At 62.7% G+C, this 16797-nt stretch carries 16 protein-coding genes and 1 riboswitch; of the genes, 6 read left to right on the top strand and 10 right to left on the bottom strand.

Translation table 11 applies throughout. The annotated features are described in order from the left end of the window. Positions 1–72: 72 nt before the first annotated feature. The 4 genes from ACF8MI_RS17370 to ACF8MI_RS17385 all read right to left on the bottom strand — a co-directional run bounded on the left by ACF8MI_RS17370 (position 73) and on the right by ACF8MI_RS17385 (position 8425). Complete coding sequence (locus ACF8MI_RS17370) at positions 73–2790, bottom strand: LuxR C-terminal-related transcriptional regulator (RefSeq protein ID WP_200929092.1); 2718 nt, start codon at positions 2788–2790, stop codon at positions 73–75. 346 nt (positions 2791–3136) lie between these two features. Further along, complete coding sequence (locus tag ACF8MI_RS17375) at positions 3137–4501, bottom strand: DUF1329 domain-containing protein (protein WP_200929091.1); 1365 nt, start codon at positions 4499–4501, stop codon at positions 3137–3139. 25 nt (positions 4502–4526) lie between these two features. Next, positions 4527–6410, bottom strand: coding sequence for a DUF1302 domain-containing protein (locus ACF8MI_RS17380; RefSeq protein WP_060500148.1), 1884 nt, complete (start codon positions 6408–6410; stop codon positions 4527–4529). Between the two features lie 332 nt (positions 6411–6742). Beyond that, positions 6743–8425 (bottom strand): fatty acid--CoA ligase, encoded by a 1683-nt coding sequence (locus ACF8MI_RS17385; RefSeq protein ID WP_200929090.1) that lies wholly within the window; start codon positions 8423–8425, stop codon positions 6743–6745. Positions 8426–8644: 219 nt separating this feature from the next. Between ACF8MI_RS17385 and ACF8MI_RS17390 the strand changes: the two genes are divergently transcribed. The 3 genes from ACF8MI_RS17390 (at position 8645) to ACF8MI_RS17400 (ending at position 11515) form a co-directional block, all read left to right on the top strand. Beyond that, entirely contained in the window at positions 8645–9610 is a 966-nt protein-coding gene (locus ACF8MI_RS17390) for a 2-hydroxyacid dehydrogenase (RefSeq protein ID WP_156867366.1), read from the top strand. 53 nt (positions 9611–9663) lie between these two features. Beyond that, the gene (locus ACF8MI_RS17395) at positions 9664–10662 is read left to right on the top strand and encodes a class I SAM-dependent methyltransferase (RefSeq protein ID WP_200929089.1); all 999 of its coding nucleotides are present in this window, start codon (positions 9664–9666) and stop codon (positions 10660–10662) included. 40 nt (positions 10663–10702) lie between these two features. Further along, positions 10703–10842: riboswitch (yybP-ykoY riboswitch) on the top strand. Between the two features lie 88 nt (positions 10843–10930). Next, entirely contained in the window at positions 10931–11515 is a 585-nt protein-coding gene (locus ACF8MI_RS17400; RefSeq protein WP_060500144.1) for a TMEM165/GDT1 family protein, read from the top strand. Between the two features lie 35 nt (positions 11516–11550). Here ACF8MI_RS17400 and ACF8MI_RS17405 read toward each other — a convergent pair whose 3' ends face one another. The 4 genes from ACF8MI_RS17405 to ACF8MI_RS17420 form a co-directional block, all read right to left on the bottom strand. Continuing rightward, positions 11551–12369 (bottom strand): M48 family metallopeptidase, encoded by an 819-nt coding sequence (locus tag ACF8MI_RS17405; protein WP_060500143.1) that lies wholly within the window; start codon positions 12367–12369, stop codon positions 11551–11553. 89 nt (positions 12370–12458) lie between these two features. Beyond that, a complete protein-coding gene (locus ACF8MI_RS17410) occupies positions 12459–13079 on the bottom strand; it encodes an SOS response-associated peptidase (RefSeq protein ID WP_060500142.1) in 621 nt (206 codons plus the stop codon). A gap of 15 nt (positions 13080–13094) precedes the next feature. Further along, a complete protein-coding gene (locus ACF8MI_RS17415; RefSeq protein WP_060500141.1) occupies positions 13095–13355 on the bottom strand; it encodes a putative signal transducing protein in 261 nt (86 codons plus the stop codon). Next, entirely contained in the window at positions 13355–13537 is a 183-nt protein-coding gene (locus ACF8MI_RS17420) for a CPXCG motif-containing cysteine-rich protein (RefSeq protein WP_012270508.1), read from the bottom strand. Before ACF8MI_RS17420 ends, ACF8MI_RS17415 begins: the two co-directional genes overlap by 1 nt. Positions 13538–13662: 125 nt before the next feature. On the opposite strand from ACF8MI_RS17420, the gene ACF8MI_RS17425 reads away from it, so the two are divergent. Continuing rightward, on the top strand, positions 13663–14829 hold the full coding sequence (locus ACF8MI_RS17425) for a 1-acyl-sn-glycerol-3-phosphate acyltransferase (RefSeq protein ID WP_060500140.1): 1167 nt from the start codon (positions 13663–13665) through the stop codon (positions 14827–14829). Between the two features lie 37 nt (positions 14830–14866). Here the strand turns inward: ACF8MI_RS17425 and ACF8MI_RS17430 are convergent, their stop codons facing one another. Further along, positions 14867–15127, bottom strand: a complete 261-nt coding sequence (locus ACF8MI_RS17430) for a hypothetical protein (protein WP_016713288.1) — start codon at positions 15125–15127, stop codon at positions 14867–14869. A gap of 159 nt (positions 15128–15286) precedes the next feature. Between ACF8MI_RS17430 and ACF8MI_RS17435 the strand changes: the two genes are divergently transcribed. After that, complete coding sequence (locus ACF8MI_RS17435; protein WP_003247353.1) at positions 15287–15493, top strand: hypothetical protein; 207 nt, start codon at positions 15287–15289, stop codon at positions 15491–15493. A 67-nt stretch (positions 15494–15560) separates the two neighbouring features. Here ACF8MI_RS17435 and ACF8MI_RS17440 read toward each other — a convergent pair whose 3' ends face one another. Next, complete coding sequence (locus ACF8MI_RS17440; protein WP_016713289.1) at positions 15561–16145, bottom strand: YajG family lipoprotein; 585 nt, start codon at positions 16143–16145, stop codon at positions 15561–15563. A gap of 145 nt (positions 16146–16290) precedes the next feature. On the opposite strand from ACF8MI_RS17440, the gene ACF8MI_RS17445 reads away from it, so the two are divergent. After that, entirely contained in the window at positions 16291–16524 is a 234-nt protein-coding gene (locus ACF8MI_RS17445) for a hypothetical protein (RefSeq protein ID WP_060500139.1), read from the top strand. Positions 16525–16797 lie beyond the last annotated feature (273 nt).

Raw genomic sequence — 16797 nt, forward strand, 5'->3', positions numbered from 1 at the left:
GTAGCGCATTGGCGGCCACAAACCATGGCCTCAGGCCATCACTTTAGCGGGCAACGACCGGCAGGGCCAGCATCATGCCAGCAACCCCAGGGATTTGGCCTTGGCCACCGCCTGCGTACGCCGCTCGACGCCCAGCTTACTGTTGATGTGGCTGGCGTGGGTCTTGACCGTGTGCAGGGAAATGAACAGCCGCTCGCTGATCTGCTGATTGGAGCACCCCTGAGCGATCAGTTCGAGCACAGCCAGCTCACGGCCACTCAACGTCTCGCCGCTGCCCGTGCTGGCGCTTGGCAGCGGTGGCAGGCGCTTGAGCAGTTCGGCCTGAACCGGGCACGCGGCACCTGCCTGCAGTTGCTCGTGAAGCCATTGCGGGTGTTTTTCCAGCAGTGGCTGGAACGGTTGCAGCACGCCGCCACGGGCGGCCTCAAGCAAGCCTGGCAGCAACTGCGCGGCCTGCCCTTCGCGGCCTTCGTCCATCAGCAGGGAGAGCCATTGGCACAGGGCGCTGACGGTGAGCATCATGCCGCCACTGGCCTGCCCGCGCTCGACCAGGCTGGCCAGGCGTTGCACGGCGTCGTCGCCACGTAACTGGATACGCTCGAGCAGCGCCTGCTGCAGCGCAATGTGCAACGGCAGCAGTGGGTGGAACTCCGGTGCTGCCGCTGGCTGCTCACCGCCGTAGGTCTGGCCCAGGCGCAGCAGCCACGACTCGGCCAGGTCGGTGCGCCCCTGGGCCAGCCAGAGTTCGCATTTGACCAGGGTAATCATGGCCAGGTAGTAAACCGGGGGCACGTCCCAGATATGCATCAGGCGCTCAGCCTCGGCCAGTTCGGCAAAGGCCTCGGCAAAGTGCCCTTCCCGCCCATCGAGCGTGGCGATCACGCAATGGCCGATGAGCACACTGATATCCCGGCAGGCCCGTGCCTCGCCCAGCCCCGCGCGCAACCGCGCACGGCCCTGGGCAGGCTGCAGGCGCGAAACCAACAGATAGCCTTCGTAAAGCGTCAGGCGTGCGCGCACGGCATACAGCCGCTGTGCCGAAAGCCCTTGCAGGCGTTGCAGCCCTTGGCGCACTTCGTACAGCGCCCGCAATACTTCGCCACGGGCGTGCAGTACACGCGCCCGGTCGTAATGGGCCAACGCCTCGAACAACGGGTTGCCGACTCGCTGGGCCAGCTCCAGGGCTTCCCGGTTCCAGCCGCGGGCCCGCCAGAAATCACCATCGGCGATGGCCAGGTTGGACAGCATCGAGAGGCACACCAGGCGCTGGCCATAGCGCTTGCTTGGCAGGCTCTGCAGCGCTTCGCTGCAATAGGCCAACGTGCGCTCGCGGTCACCACGGCCTCGGGCAATCACCCCACTCAGCGCCAGCCACTGGGCCAGCATCGACTTTTGCGCGGTCGCCGAAGGTGCGGGCAGGAAGCGGCTGAGGTAGCCGGCAAGCTCCTCGGCCGCGTCCAGTTGGCAAGCCAGGCCCAACGCCCAGCTGTACAGCACGATCAGCCTTGGCGTGCTGATCAGCAGGCTGTCGGGCAAGTCCATCTTCCAGCGCAGCAACATGCCGACGTTCTGTTCGGCCAGCAGTTGCTCCTCGGACAGGCTCTGCACCAGGTCGGCGGCCACATCAAGGTGGCCGGCACGCAAGGCTTGCTCCACCGCCTCGTCCAGCAGGCCCTGGGCTTCGAACCAACGGCTCGCCCGCAAGTGCAAGCCGGCCAGCGGTTCGTTGGCCTGGCGACTGCGCAGCAAGTCGGAGAACAAGTGGTGATAACGGAACCAATGGCCGTGCTCGTCCAGCGGCACCAGAAACACCTGGTGCGCCTGGAGGAAACGCAGGATCTCGGCGCTGTCGTGGCGGCCCCGCACAGCATCGCAAAGTTGGGCGCAGAAGCGCTCCTGGCACGCGGTTTCGTACAGGAAAGCCTGCACATCGGCGGGCAGCATATCGATGACTTCTTCGAGCAGGTAGTCGCGAATCAGCCCTTCGCCACCATGCAGCGCCTGGGGCAAGGCCTGCTCGTCGGCGCTGTCGCTGGCCGCCAGTTGCCAGAAACGCAACCCGGCCACCCAGCCATCACTGCGCTGGATAAGGTTGTCCAGGGCCTGGCCACGCAAGCCCGTGGGCTGGCGACCGATTACCGCCAGCGACTCTTCGGCGGTAAGGCGCAAATCCTGTTCGTTCAGCTCGACAAGCTGACGCGACAGCCGCAGGCGCGCCAGGTGCCAGTCCGGGCGCTGGCGACTGGTAACCAGCAACACCAGGCCGGCCGGCAGGTGGTTGAGGAAGAACTGCAGGCAACGGTCAAGTACAGGCCCTTGGGCCAGGTGATAATCATCCAGTACAAGCAGCAAAGGTGTATCCGCTTGCAGGTACAACGCCAGCTCGTCGAGCAGGCCGTCAAGCCACTCTTCGAAGGCGAACGGCTGATGGCGCTGGCGCATTTTCAGCAAGCCCATGGCCTGGCCACCCAAGGCCGGGCAGTATTGCTGCAGCCCTTCGAGCAGGTGCTCAAGGAAGCGGCCTGGGTCTGCATCTCGCTGGCTCAGGCCAAGCCATAGGCTGCGCCAGTGTTCGGGCAGTGCCTCGCAAAACTCGATGGCCAGGGAGCTTTTGCCGAAACCCGCCGGGGCGTTGACCAGCAGCAGGCGACCGGCGAGGCCGGTGTACAGACGCTGGCACAGGCGCGGACGCGGCACATGCCCCTCCGGCAGGGGGGGCCGAAAGAAACGCCCGTCCAGCAGGCCCAGGGCCTGACTGGCGAATCCATGCGTACGGGACAGGTCTGTCATGGCCGGCTCGTTCTGGTTGGAAGACTACGGCGATATGGATGCTTGCGAGACTAGCCGGTAACGCAGCGCATTTGAAGATGATGGGCGCATTTGCCCCGGGAAAGACTGCGACAAAAAGCGACAAGGCTGATGGACAAGTGCTGGGGCGGGGGTTTGGGTGGGTATTCAGCAGATTTATTGCCTGTTCGGGCCTCTTCGCGGGCACGCCCGCTCCCACAAATCCTGTGCTGGTTTCGGCTACGGCGCAATCCTGTGGGAGCGGGCGTGCCCGCGAAGAGGCCGGGGCAGGAAATGGAAACGCCCCGGCAAGCCGGGGCGTTCTGGGGATCACACGGAGTCTTTCAGGTTACCGAATACCCGACTGCCGCAGCGCTGCTGGCTGGAAGTCAGCCTTGCTGGCACTGAAGCCAAAGTCGTAGGCACGCTTTTCTTCGTTCTTCATGCCTAGGGCCAGGTAGCGCCCCGATTGCAGGTCGTAGATGGTCTCCAGGGTGTACCACGGTACCTCATTGTTGTAATACGGCTGGGAATGAGCTTCGGAAACGCGCCACAACTGGTTGCGACCGTCGTACTGGTCGATCACCGCAGCCTGCCAGGTGTCTTCGTCGATGTAGAAGTCACGCTTGGCATAGATGTGGCGCTGGCCTGGCTTCAGGGTCGCGACCACATGCCACACGCGGCGCAGCTCGTAGCGGGCAAGGTCCTGGTTGATGTGCCCGGCCTTGATGATATCGGTGTACTTCAGCTTGGGGTCGTCCAGCTTGAAGGCGTTGGAGGCGATGTACAGCTCTTTCTTGCCTTCCAGCTTCCAGTCGTAGCGGTCTGGCGCACCGTTGAACATGTCCAGGTTGTCGGAGGTACGCAAGCCATCGGCAGCGGTACCCGGGCCGTCATACGACACCTGCGGCGCCTGGCGCACACGGCGCTGGCCGGCGTTGTAGATCCACGCCTTACGCGGTTCCTTCACCTGATCGAGGGTTTCGTGCACCAGCAGCACGGTACCGGCCAGTCGCGCAGGAGCGGTCACTTCCTGCTTGAAGTAGAACAGGATGTTGCCCGGGTTGTTCGGGTCGTAATCCTTCATCTTGTCGCGGAAGACGAACTGGTCGGAGAAGTACACCGGGTTGAACGAGCCGTTCTGCTGTGGCGTGGCCTGGGTCACCAGGCGGCTGACGCTGCCACCGCGGTAGCGGGTAATGTGGTTCCAGATCACCTCCAGGCCGCTTTGGGGAATCGGGAACGGCACGGCCGTGCGGAAGTTGTTCAGGCCGTTGCCGCCTTCCACCAAAGTGGTCTTGGTGGCGTTTTCCTTGATGGCCGCAAACACATCAGCCGGGACGGTCGAGCCGCGATGGGTTTTGAATACTGGGATCTTGAAGGTGTCCGGGTAGCGCTTGAGCATGGCCAGTTGGCCTGGCGAAAGCTTGTCTTTGTACTGCTCGGCGTTCTGCGCGGTGATGGTGAACAGCGGCTTCTCGCTGCCATATGGATCGGACAGGAAGCCCTTGCCGTCGACACTGCCTGCGCTCTTGGACAACGGCTCCCAAGGGCCGATCGAGCCATCGGCGTTACCGGCCTTTTCGGCGCCCATCGGGGTCAGGGTCCTGCCCAGCTTGGCCGCCTCGTCGGCGGATACCGCAGCCATCACGCTGGTCGCCAGCAGGGACAGGCCCAGTACACCGGCTTGCAGCAGACTTCTGGTCTTGTTCATGTCGTGTCGTCCTGGATCTGTGTGCTTAGAAGTTCACGCCGAAGCTGAGGGCGACGAAGTCGCGGTCATCCACGGTGGTGTACTTGCCGTCAAAGAAGTTGGTGTACGACAGGCTCGCCGTGTAGGTGTTCTGGTACTCGGCGTCCAGGCCCAGGCTGACCGCCTTGCGGCCCTCCTCGAAGTTACCGCCAGGGCCTGGCGAGTAGCCGGAGACATCATGGGACCAGGCCACGCTCGGCTTGAGGTTGACCCCGGCGAATACGTCGTTGTAGTCCCAGATAGCGCGGGCGCGGTAGCCCCAGGAGGTGCTGGTGGTGAAACCATCGCTGTTGCAGTTGCGCGACAGGTTGGCGGTAGAGCTTCCCAGGCCGGAGCCATTGATAGTGGAGCCGTTGAGCACCGTACACATGCCACCGGGCAGTTCGCCAGGACCGTAGACCGGGTCACGACCATAGCGTGCCTTGCTGGTGCTCTCCAAGCCGCCTACATGGGTAACACCAACTTCGCCCACCACGGTGAGCCGGCTGGCGCCCATGACCTGGTCGAAGAAGTGGGTAAAGGTAGTCTGGAACTGCGTGATCTCCTTGCGCTTGTAACCATGCAGGTCCTGCCCCGGCGTACCTTGAAGCACGGAGGCATTGCCGAAACCAGTCAGGGGCGTAACGCCAGCAAAGAGGATATCGGTAGAGTTCAGCTGCACCGGCGCATTGGGGCGGTAGCTAAGTTCACCACTCCAGGCAGTACCGGTTGGCAGAGTTGTGGAGAAGCTCAAGCCGTACAGGCGAATATCCTCAGGATACTCGACGAAGTACTGAGAGTTCCCCGCAATGAGCAAGGGGCGAAGCCCCGAAAGCGCTGTCGGCGTGAGGCTGTTGGCAAACGCGAATGCGGCCGGGGAAGCACCGGTCGCACTGAAGATCGGCGCGCGACTGTGGTAGTTCATGAAGTACGCACCAAACTCGGTATCCAGCGGCTCGAACATATAGCGGAAAGCCACACCGAACTGGCCACTGTCGCGGGCATCACGATCAGCACCACGCCTTACCAGCACCCCCTCTTCGTTGTAGTTGACATTGTTGGCGGCAAGCACGCCCCTGGCGATTGCGGGCAGTGCGTTGAGGGTTCGGCTACTGCTCAGCACACGCAGGTTGTCGGTACAGCCGTCGGCAATGATGTCCGGCTGCGAGAAGAAGGTGCCGCAGTTGTCGACAACCGTCTGGTCCCATTCGATCTGGTAGAAGGCCTCGGCCGACAGGTTGTCGGTCAGGCTTTGCGACACATAGAACATGTTGACCGGAATCAGGCCTTCCTTGATTTCGGCCCCCGGACGGCGAAATGCCGATACGTCGATGGGGTTGATCGAGTTGATACCGCCGCCGATGAAGGTACTTTCACCCCAGCTCACCACCTGCTTGCCCAGGCGCACCGAGCCTGGCTGATCGCCGATGGAGTAGTTGTGGTAGACAAAGGCATCGAGCAGTTCGGCGCCAGACGACTTGGCGCCCTCCTTGCGGTTGGAGTCGCTGATGTCCTTGAACTCACGGCTTTCGTCCTTCAGTTCGAAGTCGTACCAGTACTTGCCGCGCACGAACACACCGGTATCGCCGTACTTGAGCTCCAGGTCATGGATGCCCTTGAAGATCTTCGAGAAGGTTTCGCCCTTCTTGAAGTTCAGGTGGCCATCGTCGGAGGTCTGCGACAGGCCCTTGCCGCCGTTGTTGACACCGATCAGGTTCTTGTTGGGGTTGGCCGTCGACCAGCTGGCGCCGATGGAGAGCGAGGAGTCGAACTGGCCTTCGATTTCACCAATGTTGAAGCTGACAGCGAAAGCAGGACTTGCGAGCGTGGAAGCAAGGCTGACGGCCAAGGGCAACTTGGCCCGGCGCCAGAACAGGTTTGCAGATTTCATCGACGCTACTCCATGTACTTTTTTGTTATGGCAGTGAGTCCTTTCAAGAACGGCCCGAGCGACCGGTTTGCAGGTTTGCACCTGCGACGACACGGCTTGCGCGTGTCGCCCTCCCCCATTCCTGAAAATCCCCTGGCCCCGACTATAGCCAGCAAGGCACAGGCGCTTGATCCCTCTAAAGTGTGATTTGCGCTCCATGCCGCCAACTCGCTGCATTGTTGTCCCGGTTGCGGGCTGGCAGTGCTAAAGGATGGCGCATTTCAGCCGTTTGGCAAGGCGTGAAGGCCTCTAGCGTGCGGGTCGCGTTCTGGCGTTCGCGACCCGCACGGCGGTTACAGCGTGGACAGGAAAGCGCTGTTGCTGGCTTGCCACTGGACGATGTCCTGGCGGATGCGTTTCTTGTCGAGCTTGCCGACACTGGTCTTGGGAACTTCAGTAACAACGGCGATCTGGCTAGGGATCGCCCACTTGTTGATGTGCCCTTGCTCGACGAACGGCTTGAGGTGTTCCTTGAGCGCCTTGGCATCGATGGCCTGGCCGTCGCGCACCACCAGCAGGGCAAACGGCCGCTCGCCCCACTGCGGGTCGGCCACCCCGACCACCGCCACTTCACGTACGGCCGGGTGGCGGCTGATCAGGTCTTCCAGATCGAGCGAGGAAATCCACTCGCCACCGGTCTTGATCACATCCTTGATACGGTCACGGATGTCGATGTAGCCCATGCCGTCGAGGGTGGCGACGTCACCGGTGTGGAGCCAGCCGCCCTGCCACAGCTCCTCGCTCTTTTCCGGCTCCTTGAAATACCCCATGGTCAGCCACGGCGCACGCAGCACCAACTCGCCCTGGGTCTCGCCATCGGAAGGAAGGAAGTTGCCGTCGCCATCGACAATCGCCGCTTCGACCAGTGGCACCGGCACGCCGGCCTTGATGCGGTAGGTGATGCGCTCGTCCTCACTGCCAGCCTGCAACTCGTCGTTAAGGTGCGCGGCGGATATCAGCGGGCAGGTCTCGGACATGCCGTACGCTGCGGTTAGCTGGATACCCCGGGCCAGGGCTGCCTGGTAGAGCGAACGGTTGAGCGCGCTGCCGCCGATGATGATCTTCCAGCCGCCGAAGTCCTGGCCCTGCGAGGTCGGGCAGTTGAGCAGCATCTGCAGAATGGTCGGTACGCAATGAGAGAAGGTGACCTTCTCCTCGCGCCACAGCTTGACCAGCATGTCTGGCTCGTAGCGCCCGGGGTACACCTGCTTCATACCGAGCATGGTGGCGGCGTAGGGAATGCCCCAGGCATGCACATGGAACATCGGGGTAATGGGCATGTACACGTCGTTGCTGCCCAGCAGGCGCACGCTGTCGATACTGCCGGTGACCGAAGCCTCGGCCAGCGTATGCAGCACCAGTTGCCGGTGGGTGAAATACACGCCCTTGGGGTTGCCGGTGGTGCCGGTGGTGTAGAAGGTGGTGGCCACCGAATTTTCGTCGAAGTCGGGGAAATCGTAGTGCGGGCTGGCAGCGGCCAGCAATTGCTCGTATTCGCCCACCAGGTTGGGTAGCTCGGCGGTCTTGTCCGGGCCATCGGTCAGCAGCAGGGTCTTGTCGACGGTGGTCAGCTGCCCGGCAATACCCTGGTAGAGGCCGACGAAATCGCTGTTGACCAGCACCACGCGGTCTTCGGCGTGGTTCATGGTGTAGAGGATCTGCTCGGGCGACAGGCGCACGTTGATGGTGTGCACCACGGCGCCGATCATCGGGATGGCGAACATGCATTCCAGGTAGCGGTGGCTGTCCCAGTCCATCACCGCCACGGTGTCACCGGCCTTTACTCCGGCCTCGGTCAGCACAGTGGCCAGGCGTGCGATACGTTCGTTGAGCTGTGGATACGTCAGCCGCAACTGGTCGCGATAGACGATTTCACGGGTCTTTTCATAGCGGCTGCCAGACATCAGCAGGCGCTTGATCAGCAGTGGGTAGGCGTAGGCGCCCTCGGCGGGCTTGATGATGCGGGTCTGCAACATGGGTATCCCTTTTCTGAAAAGCGAGCCGGACAAGTCTGACAACTACTGTAGTGCCGCAATGTGACGGCTAAATCAGCCGAAGGAATGATTTGCGAGCCAAAGGTATGAGTGGCAGGCGTTGACGGGCGGTAACCCCGGGCTAGACACTGCGCCTGTAGACGCGGGCGTGCCCGCGAATGGCCATAACACCAATATCCCGCCCAGCCACCGGAGCCCCCCATGCCCAGCCCGCGTCGCGCCGTGTTTCTTGATCACCACTCCCTGGACCTTGGCGACCTCGACCTTTCGCCCCTGAAGCAGCAGTTCGATGAATTCGAGCTGTTCGCCGCCACCCGTCCCGACCAAGTGGCAGAGCGCCTGCAAGGCGCGGTCGCAGTGATCAGCAACAAGGTCATGCTCGACGCCTCCACCCTGGCCGCAAACCCGCAACTGAAGCTGATCCTTGTGGCCGCCACCGGCACCAACAATGTCGACCTGGCAGCGGCGCGCGCCCAAGGCATCACCGTCTGCAACTGCCAGGGTTACGGCACACCGTCCGTCGCACAGCACACCCTCGCCCTGCTGCTGGCCCTGGCCACCCGACTGTGCGACTACAACCAGGCAGTAGCCGACGGCCAATGGGCCAAGGCCAGCCAGTTCTGCCTGCTGGACTTCCCCATCATCGAGCTGGAGGGCAAAACCCTCGGCCTGCTCGGTCACGGCGAGCTCGGCGGCGCGGTGGCGCGGCTGGCCGAGGCCTTTGGCATGCGGGTACTGAGCGGGCAGATTCCCGGCCGCCCGGAACGTGACGACCGGCTGCCACTGGACGAACTACTGCCGCAAGTGGACGCCTTGACGCTGCATTGCCCACTGAACGAGCACACCCGGCATATGCTCGGTGCCCGCGAACTGGCCCTGCTCAAGCCCAGTGCGCTGGTGGTCAACACTGCCCGTGGCGGCCTGATCGACGAACAGGCGTTGGCCGACGCCCTGCGCCAAGGCCACTTGGGCGGCGCGGCCACCGATGTGTTGAGTGTGGAGCCGCCGGTCAACGGCAATCCGCTGCTCGAACCGGGCATCCCGCGCCTGATCATCACCCCGCACAGCGCCTGGGGTGCGGTAGAGTCGCGCCAGCGTATCGTCGGCCAGCTCAGCGAGAACGCCCAGGCCTTCTTCGCCGGGCAGCCACGCCGCGTGGTCAGCTGAGCCCGGCGCCCGCCTCTGCTACACTGCGCCACTTTTTCCAGGAGGCGTCGTCCATGGACCCGCGCAGTGAAGTGTTGCTCCGCCAGGCAGAGCTGTTCCAGGGGCCGCTGCTGATCGCTGGCGCCCCCGCCGACGGCCTGCTCGCCCAATTGCCTCAGGCCAAGGCCTGGACTTGGCACGCCGGCGAGCAGGCCATGCTCGACAGCCGCTTCGCCGGCCGCAGCCATTTCGGGGTCGAGCCGCCTGAAATGGCATTCGACAGCGCCGTGCTGTTCCTGCCCAAGTCCCGTGAGCTGGCGGCCTACCTGCTGAATGCCCTGGCATCGCGCCTGGCCGGTCGTGAGCTGTACCTGGTCGGCGAAAAACGCGGCGGCATCGAAGGCGCGGCCAAGCAGCTACAGGCCTTTGGCAAACCGCGCAAGCTGGACAGCGCCCGCCACTGCCAGCTATGGCAAGTGACCATCGAGCAGGCACCCGAGGCCAAGCCACTGGCAAGCCTGGCCGAGCACTTCGAGCTGGCGCTGGAAGACGGCCCTTTGCAGGTGGTCAGCCTGCCGGGCGTATTCAGCCACGGCCGCCTCGACCGCGGTACTGCCCTGCTGCTCAAGCACCTCGACGGTCTGCCAGTCGGCCATGTGCTGGACTTCGGCTGCGGCGCAGGGATATTGGGCGCCACGGTCAAGCGCCGTTATCCACAAAGCCGGGTAACGCTGCTGGATGTGGACGCCTTCGCGGTAGAAGCCAGTCGCCTAACGCTGGCTGCCAACGGCCTGGAGGGTGAGGTGATCAGCGGTGATGGCATTGATGCGGCACCTGCCGATCTGAGCCTGATTCTGAGCAACCCGCCGTTCCATACCGGGGTGCACACCAATTACCAGGCCTCGGAGAACTTGCTGAAAAAATCTGCCGTTCATCTGCGAAAAGGTGGGGAAATGCGCTTGGTCGCCAACAGCTTCCTGCGCTACCAACCGCTGATCGAAGGGGCACTGGGCAACTGCCAGGTACGCGACGAGGCCGACGGCTTCCGTATCTACCGCGCAACCCACGGATAAAAAACAGCACTTGCCGAAAGCGTTTTGCCTAGGCAGAATCCGCACCGTCCTAGGGGAGTAGTCTCCCGCGAGCGCACTGCTCGCCCGGTACGCGTCAACATACTTGGTCCACAGACCATGGCGCGTGCGACCCACCATGCCAGCCTGCATGGAGAGATCCGCGTAGACGGATCCAGGGTTTGACAAGACCTATGACACGCACACCTTACCCGGGGCGGGGAGGCTGTACGTGTCATAGCCGTGTCGACCCGCCCCCGTAGGAATCCTGATGCTGGAATCTCTGTTGGTCCCCACCGCTATCGTTGCCTTGGCCGAAATCGGCGACAAGACGCAACTGCTCGCTCTCATTCTTGCTGCCCGCTTCCGCAAGCCTTGGCCAATCATCGCCGGCATCATCGCCGCCACCCTGGCCAACCATGCGGCGGCCGGTGCCGTGGGCGCCTGGTTTGGCAGTTTCTTCAGCGACTCGGCCCTGCACTGGATCCTGGCCGCGAGCTTTACCGCCACCGCGCTGTGGACACTGGTACCGGACAAGATGGATGACGAGGAAAACCCGGCACGTCGCTTCGGGCCGTTCCTGACCACGCTGATCGCGTTCTTCCTGGCCGAAATCGGTGACAAGACCCAGGTTGCAACCGTGATGCTGGCTGCGCAGTATCCGCACCTGATCATGGTCATTATCGGTACCACGCTGGGCATGCTGATTGCCAACGTGCCGGTGGTTCTGGCGGGTAACTTCGCGGCAGACAAGCTGCCACTGACGCTGATTCGTCGCCTGGCGGCCACGGCGTTCTTCGTGCTGGCGATCGTGGCCGTCTATTCGGCGATGAAGGCCAGCGGCTGGATCGGCTAAATGCTGAAGGGGCCGCTCTGCGGCCCCTTGCAGCCTTACTGCTTGGCCGCTGCCTGATACAACGGCATCACTTTCGGAATCGCTGCCTGCAACGAAGCGATACGGCTTTCAGAAGCCGGGTGAGTGCTCATGAACTCTGGCGGTGCGCCTTCGGAAGCCTTGCTCATCTTGTTCCACAAGGTGATCGCGGCATTCGGGTCATAACCCGCACGGGCCGACAGTTCCAGGCCGATCAGGTCGGCTTCGTTCTCGTTGGCCCGGCTGTTGGGCAGGGTCATGGAGTAGTTCACCACGGCATCGGCCATGGCCATGGTGCCCTCGCCCAGGCCCAGGAGGGCACCGGCACCCTGGCGGGCCATTTGCACGCCATAGGCCTTGGACATCGCCTCACGGCTGTGCTCACGCAGGGCGTGGGCAATTTCATGCCCCACCACGGCGGCAATTTCAGCATCGGTGAGCTTGAGCTGATCGATCAGCCCGGTGTAGACAATGATCTTGCCGCCTGGGCCGCAGTTGGCATTCAGCTCGTCGCTCTTGATCACGTTGACTTCCCAGTTCCACTGCGCGGCATCCGGGCGGAACTTGGGCGCCTGGGCAATTAGGCGGTTGGCGATGACCTGCACGCGTTTGGCATCGGCGCTGGACTTGTCGAGCACACCCTTGCTCGATGCTTCGCCCAAGGTCTGCTGGTACGACTGGGCGTACATCTGGTTGACCTCATCGGTCGAAAGCATGCTGAACATGTACTGCTGGCGCTGTACGCCGACAGCACCGCCGCTGGTGGTGTTCACCGCCTGGCAGCCGGCCAGCAGGATGCCAGCACTCAACAGGCTGACAACAAAAGACTTACGCATGAAAACACTCCCTATCCACATGCGGCGTATCCTAGGCCGACTCGCCTGTGGCTGCCATAGCCGCAGGGAAGATTTTATCGACCAGCGCATCAGGCTGGGGTCAGGCACTCCGGCGCATCCAGCTTCGGGTCATTGACGAAATTGGCCAGGGCCCGCTCGCGCAGCTGTGCCGCAGGGCTGGCCAACAACTCGTGCAAGCGGGTAACCGGCGTATCCGGGTCGAGCCAGGCCGCCTGCCCCGCCTCATCCAGTATCAGCGGTCGACGCTGGTTCATGGCCGCCTGGGTCACCACCGCACAGCTAAGCCACACCTGATCCTGCACGGGATAGGCCTCCCACACCGCCGCAAAGTACAGCGACGAACCCTCCCCCGGGGTCAACCAGTACGGGCGTTTACGCACGCTGCCACGCCACTCGTAAAAGCCGTTGGCCGGCATCAGGCAGCGGCGCTGGCGAAACGCCTCGCGAAACATGGGTTGCTCGGCCAGCGTTTCGGCGCGGGCATGGGCGGGGGTGCGGGACAGGTCGGTAAGCCAGGCCGGGGTCAGCCCCCAGCGCGCCTTGGCCAGTTGCAGCTGGCCGTCGAGCTGGCGCTGGATCAGCACCGTGGCACCGGGAGCAATGTTCCATTGGGCCGGCTGGCCTTCAGGAAAACCAGGCAGGCTGGCCAGCGCCTGGGGCCAGCGAAACAGGGCGTAACGTCCACACATGGGCGAATTCAGAACCTAGCAGATCAAGGTACCGGGGAAACTCTCCGGTTCGTCGCCAACCAGTGGCTGGGCATCATTGTACGCATCGATCAGTTGCCGTGCGTACTCGGCCTGCTCATCCGCTACCGCAAGCCCCAGCAAGCCTTGCATCGGCAACTCGCCCACGCCGCCCATTAGGTCACGGCCCACCAGTTGCACGTCGACACCCTCACTGGCCAGCATCCCGATCAGCATTTCGGCTTCGAGCAGGTTTTCCGGTTCATAGATCCGCCGCATCAGTCGTTCTCACCGAAGACATCCAGCATCCACTCCTCGCCATGAACCTGCAGCACGAAGCGGATAGGCTTGCAGCATACCTGGCAGTCCTCGATGTACTCCTGATCGCCGCCGGACAGGTCCACCGTGGTTTCGACTTCTTCGCCACAATAAGGGCAATCGTAGATCGCAGTTTCCAGCATCGCGGCCTCCGGGGTGACTTATGCGTATAATTGCCGGTCTATTTACAGGGCCAGTGTGTGTCCGAGCCGTTTTTCGGAGCCCGCCCCTACCTTATTACCCTAGCCGTTTCCAACAAGAGAGCATGATGGGCGAATTCGATGCCATCCGACCGTACGACGACGCTGAGGTCCCTGCCGTTCTGGCACGCCTGCTCAGCGACCCGGCATTCCTCGATATCCTCACCCACTTCCGCTTCCCGCGTGCGGCCGGTGCTCTCGGCTGGTTGCTCAAACCGCTGATTGCCCGCCGCCTGCGCAAGGAATTCGCCGGCGTTACCTGCGTGTCCACCTTGCAGGACAAAGTCGAGTACTACGTCGACCAGACTATCGACCGTGCTACCGACGGCGTCACCTATTCGGGCGTGGAGCAGCTCAAGGCCGGCACTGCCTACCTGTTCCTGGCCAACCACCGTGACATCGTCATGGACCCCGCCTTCGTCAACTATGCGGTGTACCACGCCGGCCTGCCCACGCCGCGCATCGCCATTGGTGACAACCTGCTGCAAAAGCCCTTTGTCAGCGACATGATGCGCCTGAACAAAAGCTTCATCGTGCACCGTTCGATCAGCGGCCGCCGCGAGAAGCTGGCGGCTTACCAGTTGCTCTCGGCCTACATCAACCACTCGATCCGCAACGATGCCACCTCGATCTGGATCGCCCAGGCCGAAGGGCGGGCCAAGGACGGTGACGACCGCACCGACTCGGCGATCCTCAAGATGTTCCACATGAGCCGCAAGGACGAGCCGTTCGGCGCGGTGATCCAGAGCCTTAACCTGACGCCCGTGTCGATCAGCTACGAATACGACCCGTGCGACCAGGCCAAGGCCCGCGAGCTTTACATCCGCGCCACCACCGGCACCTACAAGAAGGCGCCGGGCGAGGATGACAACAGCATCGCCAAGGGCATTACCGGCTACAAGGGCCGGGTGCACATCAACTTCGCCCCACCGGTGACCGAATACCACGAGGACACCAAGCAGCTGGCGGCGGAAATCGACCGGCAGATCCTGGGTGGTTACCGGCTATTCCCGGTGCATTACCTGGCATATGCGATGTGGGACGCCAAAGATGAAGCGCTGCAGGTGCCAAGCGCCGAAAAAGTGTTCCCGGCTGATGAGCTGGCCAAGGCCAAGGAAGAATGGCAGCGCCGGCTGGATGCCTGCCCTGAAGAGCAACGGCCATACCTGGTGGTGCAGTATGCGACACCGGTGCGTAACCAGTACCAGGTCAGGCAACAAGCGCCGGTCGCCTGATAGATTGCTGGGGGCTGCTTTGCGGCCCCAATGGCTCTCAGACCCAGGTACTGAACCAGGACAGCAACAACGCCATCGCCAGGCACGAGAAACCGAGGATATAGAAGTACTTCGGCACCCGCAGGTCGAACGCGTCCACAATCCCCTCATCCACCGCCATGTATTCACGGGTCTCGGCATCACGCCGCCGCGCACTGTGCAGCAGCAACCCACCCGGACAGGTCAGCAGCAGCGCCAGCAGGTTGATCCACTTGGCGGGGTGGGCGGACAGAAACCCCCAGAGCACTTGCAAGGACATCAGGCGACCTCGGTGTGAGCAGCAACAAAGGCCCGCATTTTACCCAAGTTGCACCCCGGTACCCTGCGTGGGCGACAAAGTGTCATTAAATTTCATCTGTCATTAGCTCGTCATCAGAACAGGCCACCCTATCGGCCTTTCATGACCCGGAGCTTGTTCATGTTGCACGCCGAAAACCAGGACCGCCTTTACCTCGTCGCCCAGAGCGATGAACAACAGGCGCTGATCGATGGTTTTGCCATCAACGTGCAGGACCGCCAATGGCTCGTCTACTGTGCGCTAGGCGGGCACGTGCACGAAGACTTGCCCGAAGTAGATGCCGGAACCGGCTTCAGCCTGCTGGATTTCCACATAGAAGCGGCTTGAACCTGCACAGACAAAAAAACCCGCTGCCGGGCACCCAGGCAGCGGGTTTTCTTTTATTGCCGAAGGCTTACTGCCCCAACACCTGCCCGATGGTCGGGTCTTTGAACATACGGGTCAGCGCATCGCTCAGCACATCGCCCACCAGCTGGGTGTTGGTGTCCTGGTTCGGCGCCATGCCGAAACGCTGGTCCAGCGAAGCACCGTAACGGCCGCTGTAGCTGCGGCCGCCGTTGCGCACGTCGGCACGGAAAGTGGCGCCGATGGTGGCTTCGGTCACGTACAGGTTGTCTTTGGGCGACTGGTATTTCAGCTCGGCCAGGGTCACGGTCAGCTGCGGTGCGTTATAGGCATTTGGCGTCGGGGTAAAACCGAGCAGGCGCACGGCCGCTTCGGCCTGGGCTTGCAGCTTGGGCACCACGTCATTACCGCTGACGCTGATGGTGCTGGTTTCAGGGTACATGCCACCACGGGTACCCAGGGACTGCGAAGCCCGGCCGTCAACCACCCGGACCACCACCGGCTGGCCATGGCCGACCGGCGTGAGCTGGGCCTTGAGCGTGGGTTGCGGGTTGAGTTGTTGCGGGCTGTGGGCACAACCGACCAGGCTGAGGCTGGCCACGGCGATCAAACCGAACAACAGACGTTGCAACATGCGCGTTTCTCCAGAAAATGCGGCTAAGGCGCACAGTATACCTAGGCACGCATCGACCAGTCATCGGTCCGGCCCGCTTGTCACAATCGTTTCATGGCCTCGCCCTTATCCTTGCGCCAAGCCCTCACGCAAAGGACTCCCCGTCATGGCCTCGCTCTGGACGCTGCTCTTCCAACGCCCGCGCCACAATGCCTATGCCCGCCTCGATGCCCACGGCAAATGCGTGGCCTTCAAGCAATGCGGCCAGGCACCCAGCGGCAGCGACTGGGTCCGGATTGGTGAAATCCGGTTGGCCTGGCTGGGCCACGAACTGCCTGCCGACGCCCGGGTTTGCGCCCGCGCAAGCCGCCGCTGGCACCAGCGCATCCTCGCGGCCTGACAAACGCTGCAATAAAAACCACGAATGGCGACATTTCTGCCCGCGACATCGCTATAATCTCCCCCCGATTATAAGGACGTCTCCTGATCGGGCCCCGCACTCGCCGATTGACCCCGGCAACTTCACCGCTTCGCCCACAGAGAGCCTTCCACTCAGGTCTTGCATCGGCTGTCGTGCCTGCTTTTCCGGCCCTTCACACTGCATGAACCTGCGGGTTGCCATCGCGCAGTCCCCCTTTGAGGTTCACGTCTCCAAAAGAGCGTGAAAAAACGG

The organism is Pseudomonas sp. yb_9 (assembly GCF_043103635.1).
In the GTDB taxonomy this organism is placed as follows: Bacteria; Pseudomonadota; Gammaproteobacteria; order Pseudomonadales; family Pseudomonadaceae; genus Aquipseudomonas; species Aquipseudomonas monteilii.

What these genes read in the sequence shown, in the direction of transcription:
- ACF8MI_RS17405 (WP_060500143.1), bottom strand. Translation starts at nt 12,369, where the DNA reads ATGCGTAAGTCTTTTGTTGTCAGCCTGTTGAGTGCTGGCATCCTGCTG.
- ACF8MI_RS17400 (WP_060500144.1), top strand. Translation starts at nt 10,931, where the DNA reads ATGCTGGAATCTCTGTTGGTCCCCACCGCTATCGTTGCCTTGGCCGAA.
- ACF8MI_RS17375 (WP_200929091.1), bottom strand. Translation starts at nt 4,501, where the DNA reads ATGAACAAGACCAGAAGTCTGCTGCAAGCCGGTGTACTGGGCCTGTCC.
- ACF8MI_RS17440 (WP_016713289.1), bottom strand. Translation starts at nt 16,145, where the DNA reads ATGTTGCAACGTCTGTTGTTCGGTTTGATCGCCGTGGCCAGCCTCAGC.
- ACF8MI_RS17370 (WP_200929092.1), bottom strand. Translation starts at nt 2,790, where the DNA reads ATGACAGACCTGTCCCGTACGCATGGATTCGCCAGTCAGGCCCTGGGC.
- ACF8MI_RS17415 (WP_060500141.1), bottom strand. Translation starts at nt 13,355, where the DNA reads ATGCGGCGGATCTATGAACCGGAAAACCTGCTCGAAGCCGAAATGCTG.
- ACF8MI_RS17425 (WP_060500140.1), top strand. Translation starts at nt 13,663, where the DNA reads ATGGGCGAATTCGATGCCATCCGACCGTACGACGACGCTGAGGTCCCT.
- ACF8MI_RS17435 (WP_003247353.1), top strand. Translation starts at nt 15,287, where the DNA reads ATGTTGCACGCCGAAAACCAGGACCGCCTTTACCTCGTCGCCCAGAGC.
- ACF8MI_RS17420 (WP_012270508.1), bottom strand. Translation starts at nt 13,537, where the DNA reads ATGCTGGAAACTGCGATCTACGATTGCCCTTATTGTGGCGAAGAAGTC.
- ACF8MI_RS17410 (WP_060500142.1), bottom strand. Translation starts at nt 13,079, where the DNA reads ATGTGTGGACGTTACGCCCTGTTTCGCTGGCCCCAGGCGCTGGCCAGC.
- ACF8MI_RS17445 (WP_060500139.1), top strand. Translation starts at nt 16,291, where the DNA reads ATGGCCTCGCTCTGGACGCTGCTCTTCCAACGCCCGCGCCACAATGCC.
- ACF8MI_RS17430 (WP_016713288.1), bottom strand. Translation starts at nt 15,127, where the DNA reads ATGTCCTTGCAAGTGCTCTGGGGGTTTCTGTCCGCCCACCCCGCCAAG.
- ACF8MI_RS17390 (WP_156867366.1), top strand. Translation starts at nt 8,645, where the DNA reads ATGCCCAGCCCGCGTCGCGCCGTGTTTCTTGATCACCACTCCCTGGAC.
- ACF8MI_RS17395 (WP_200929089.1), top strand. Translation starts at nt 9,664, where the DNA reads ATGGACCCGCGCAGTGAAGTGTTGCTCCGCCAGGCAGAGCTGTTCCAG.
- ACF8MI_RS17380 (WP_060500148.1), bottom strand. Translation starts at nt 6,410, where the DNA reads ATGAAATCTGCAAACCTGTTCTGGCGCCGGGCCAAGTTGCCCTTGGCC.
- ACF8MI_RS17385 (WP_200929090.1), bottom strand. Translation starts at nt 8,425, where the DNA reads ATGTTGCAGACCCGCATCATCAAGCCCGCCGAGGGCGCCTACGCCTAC.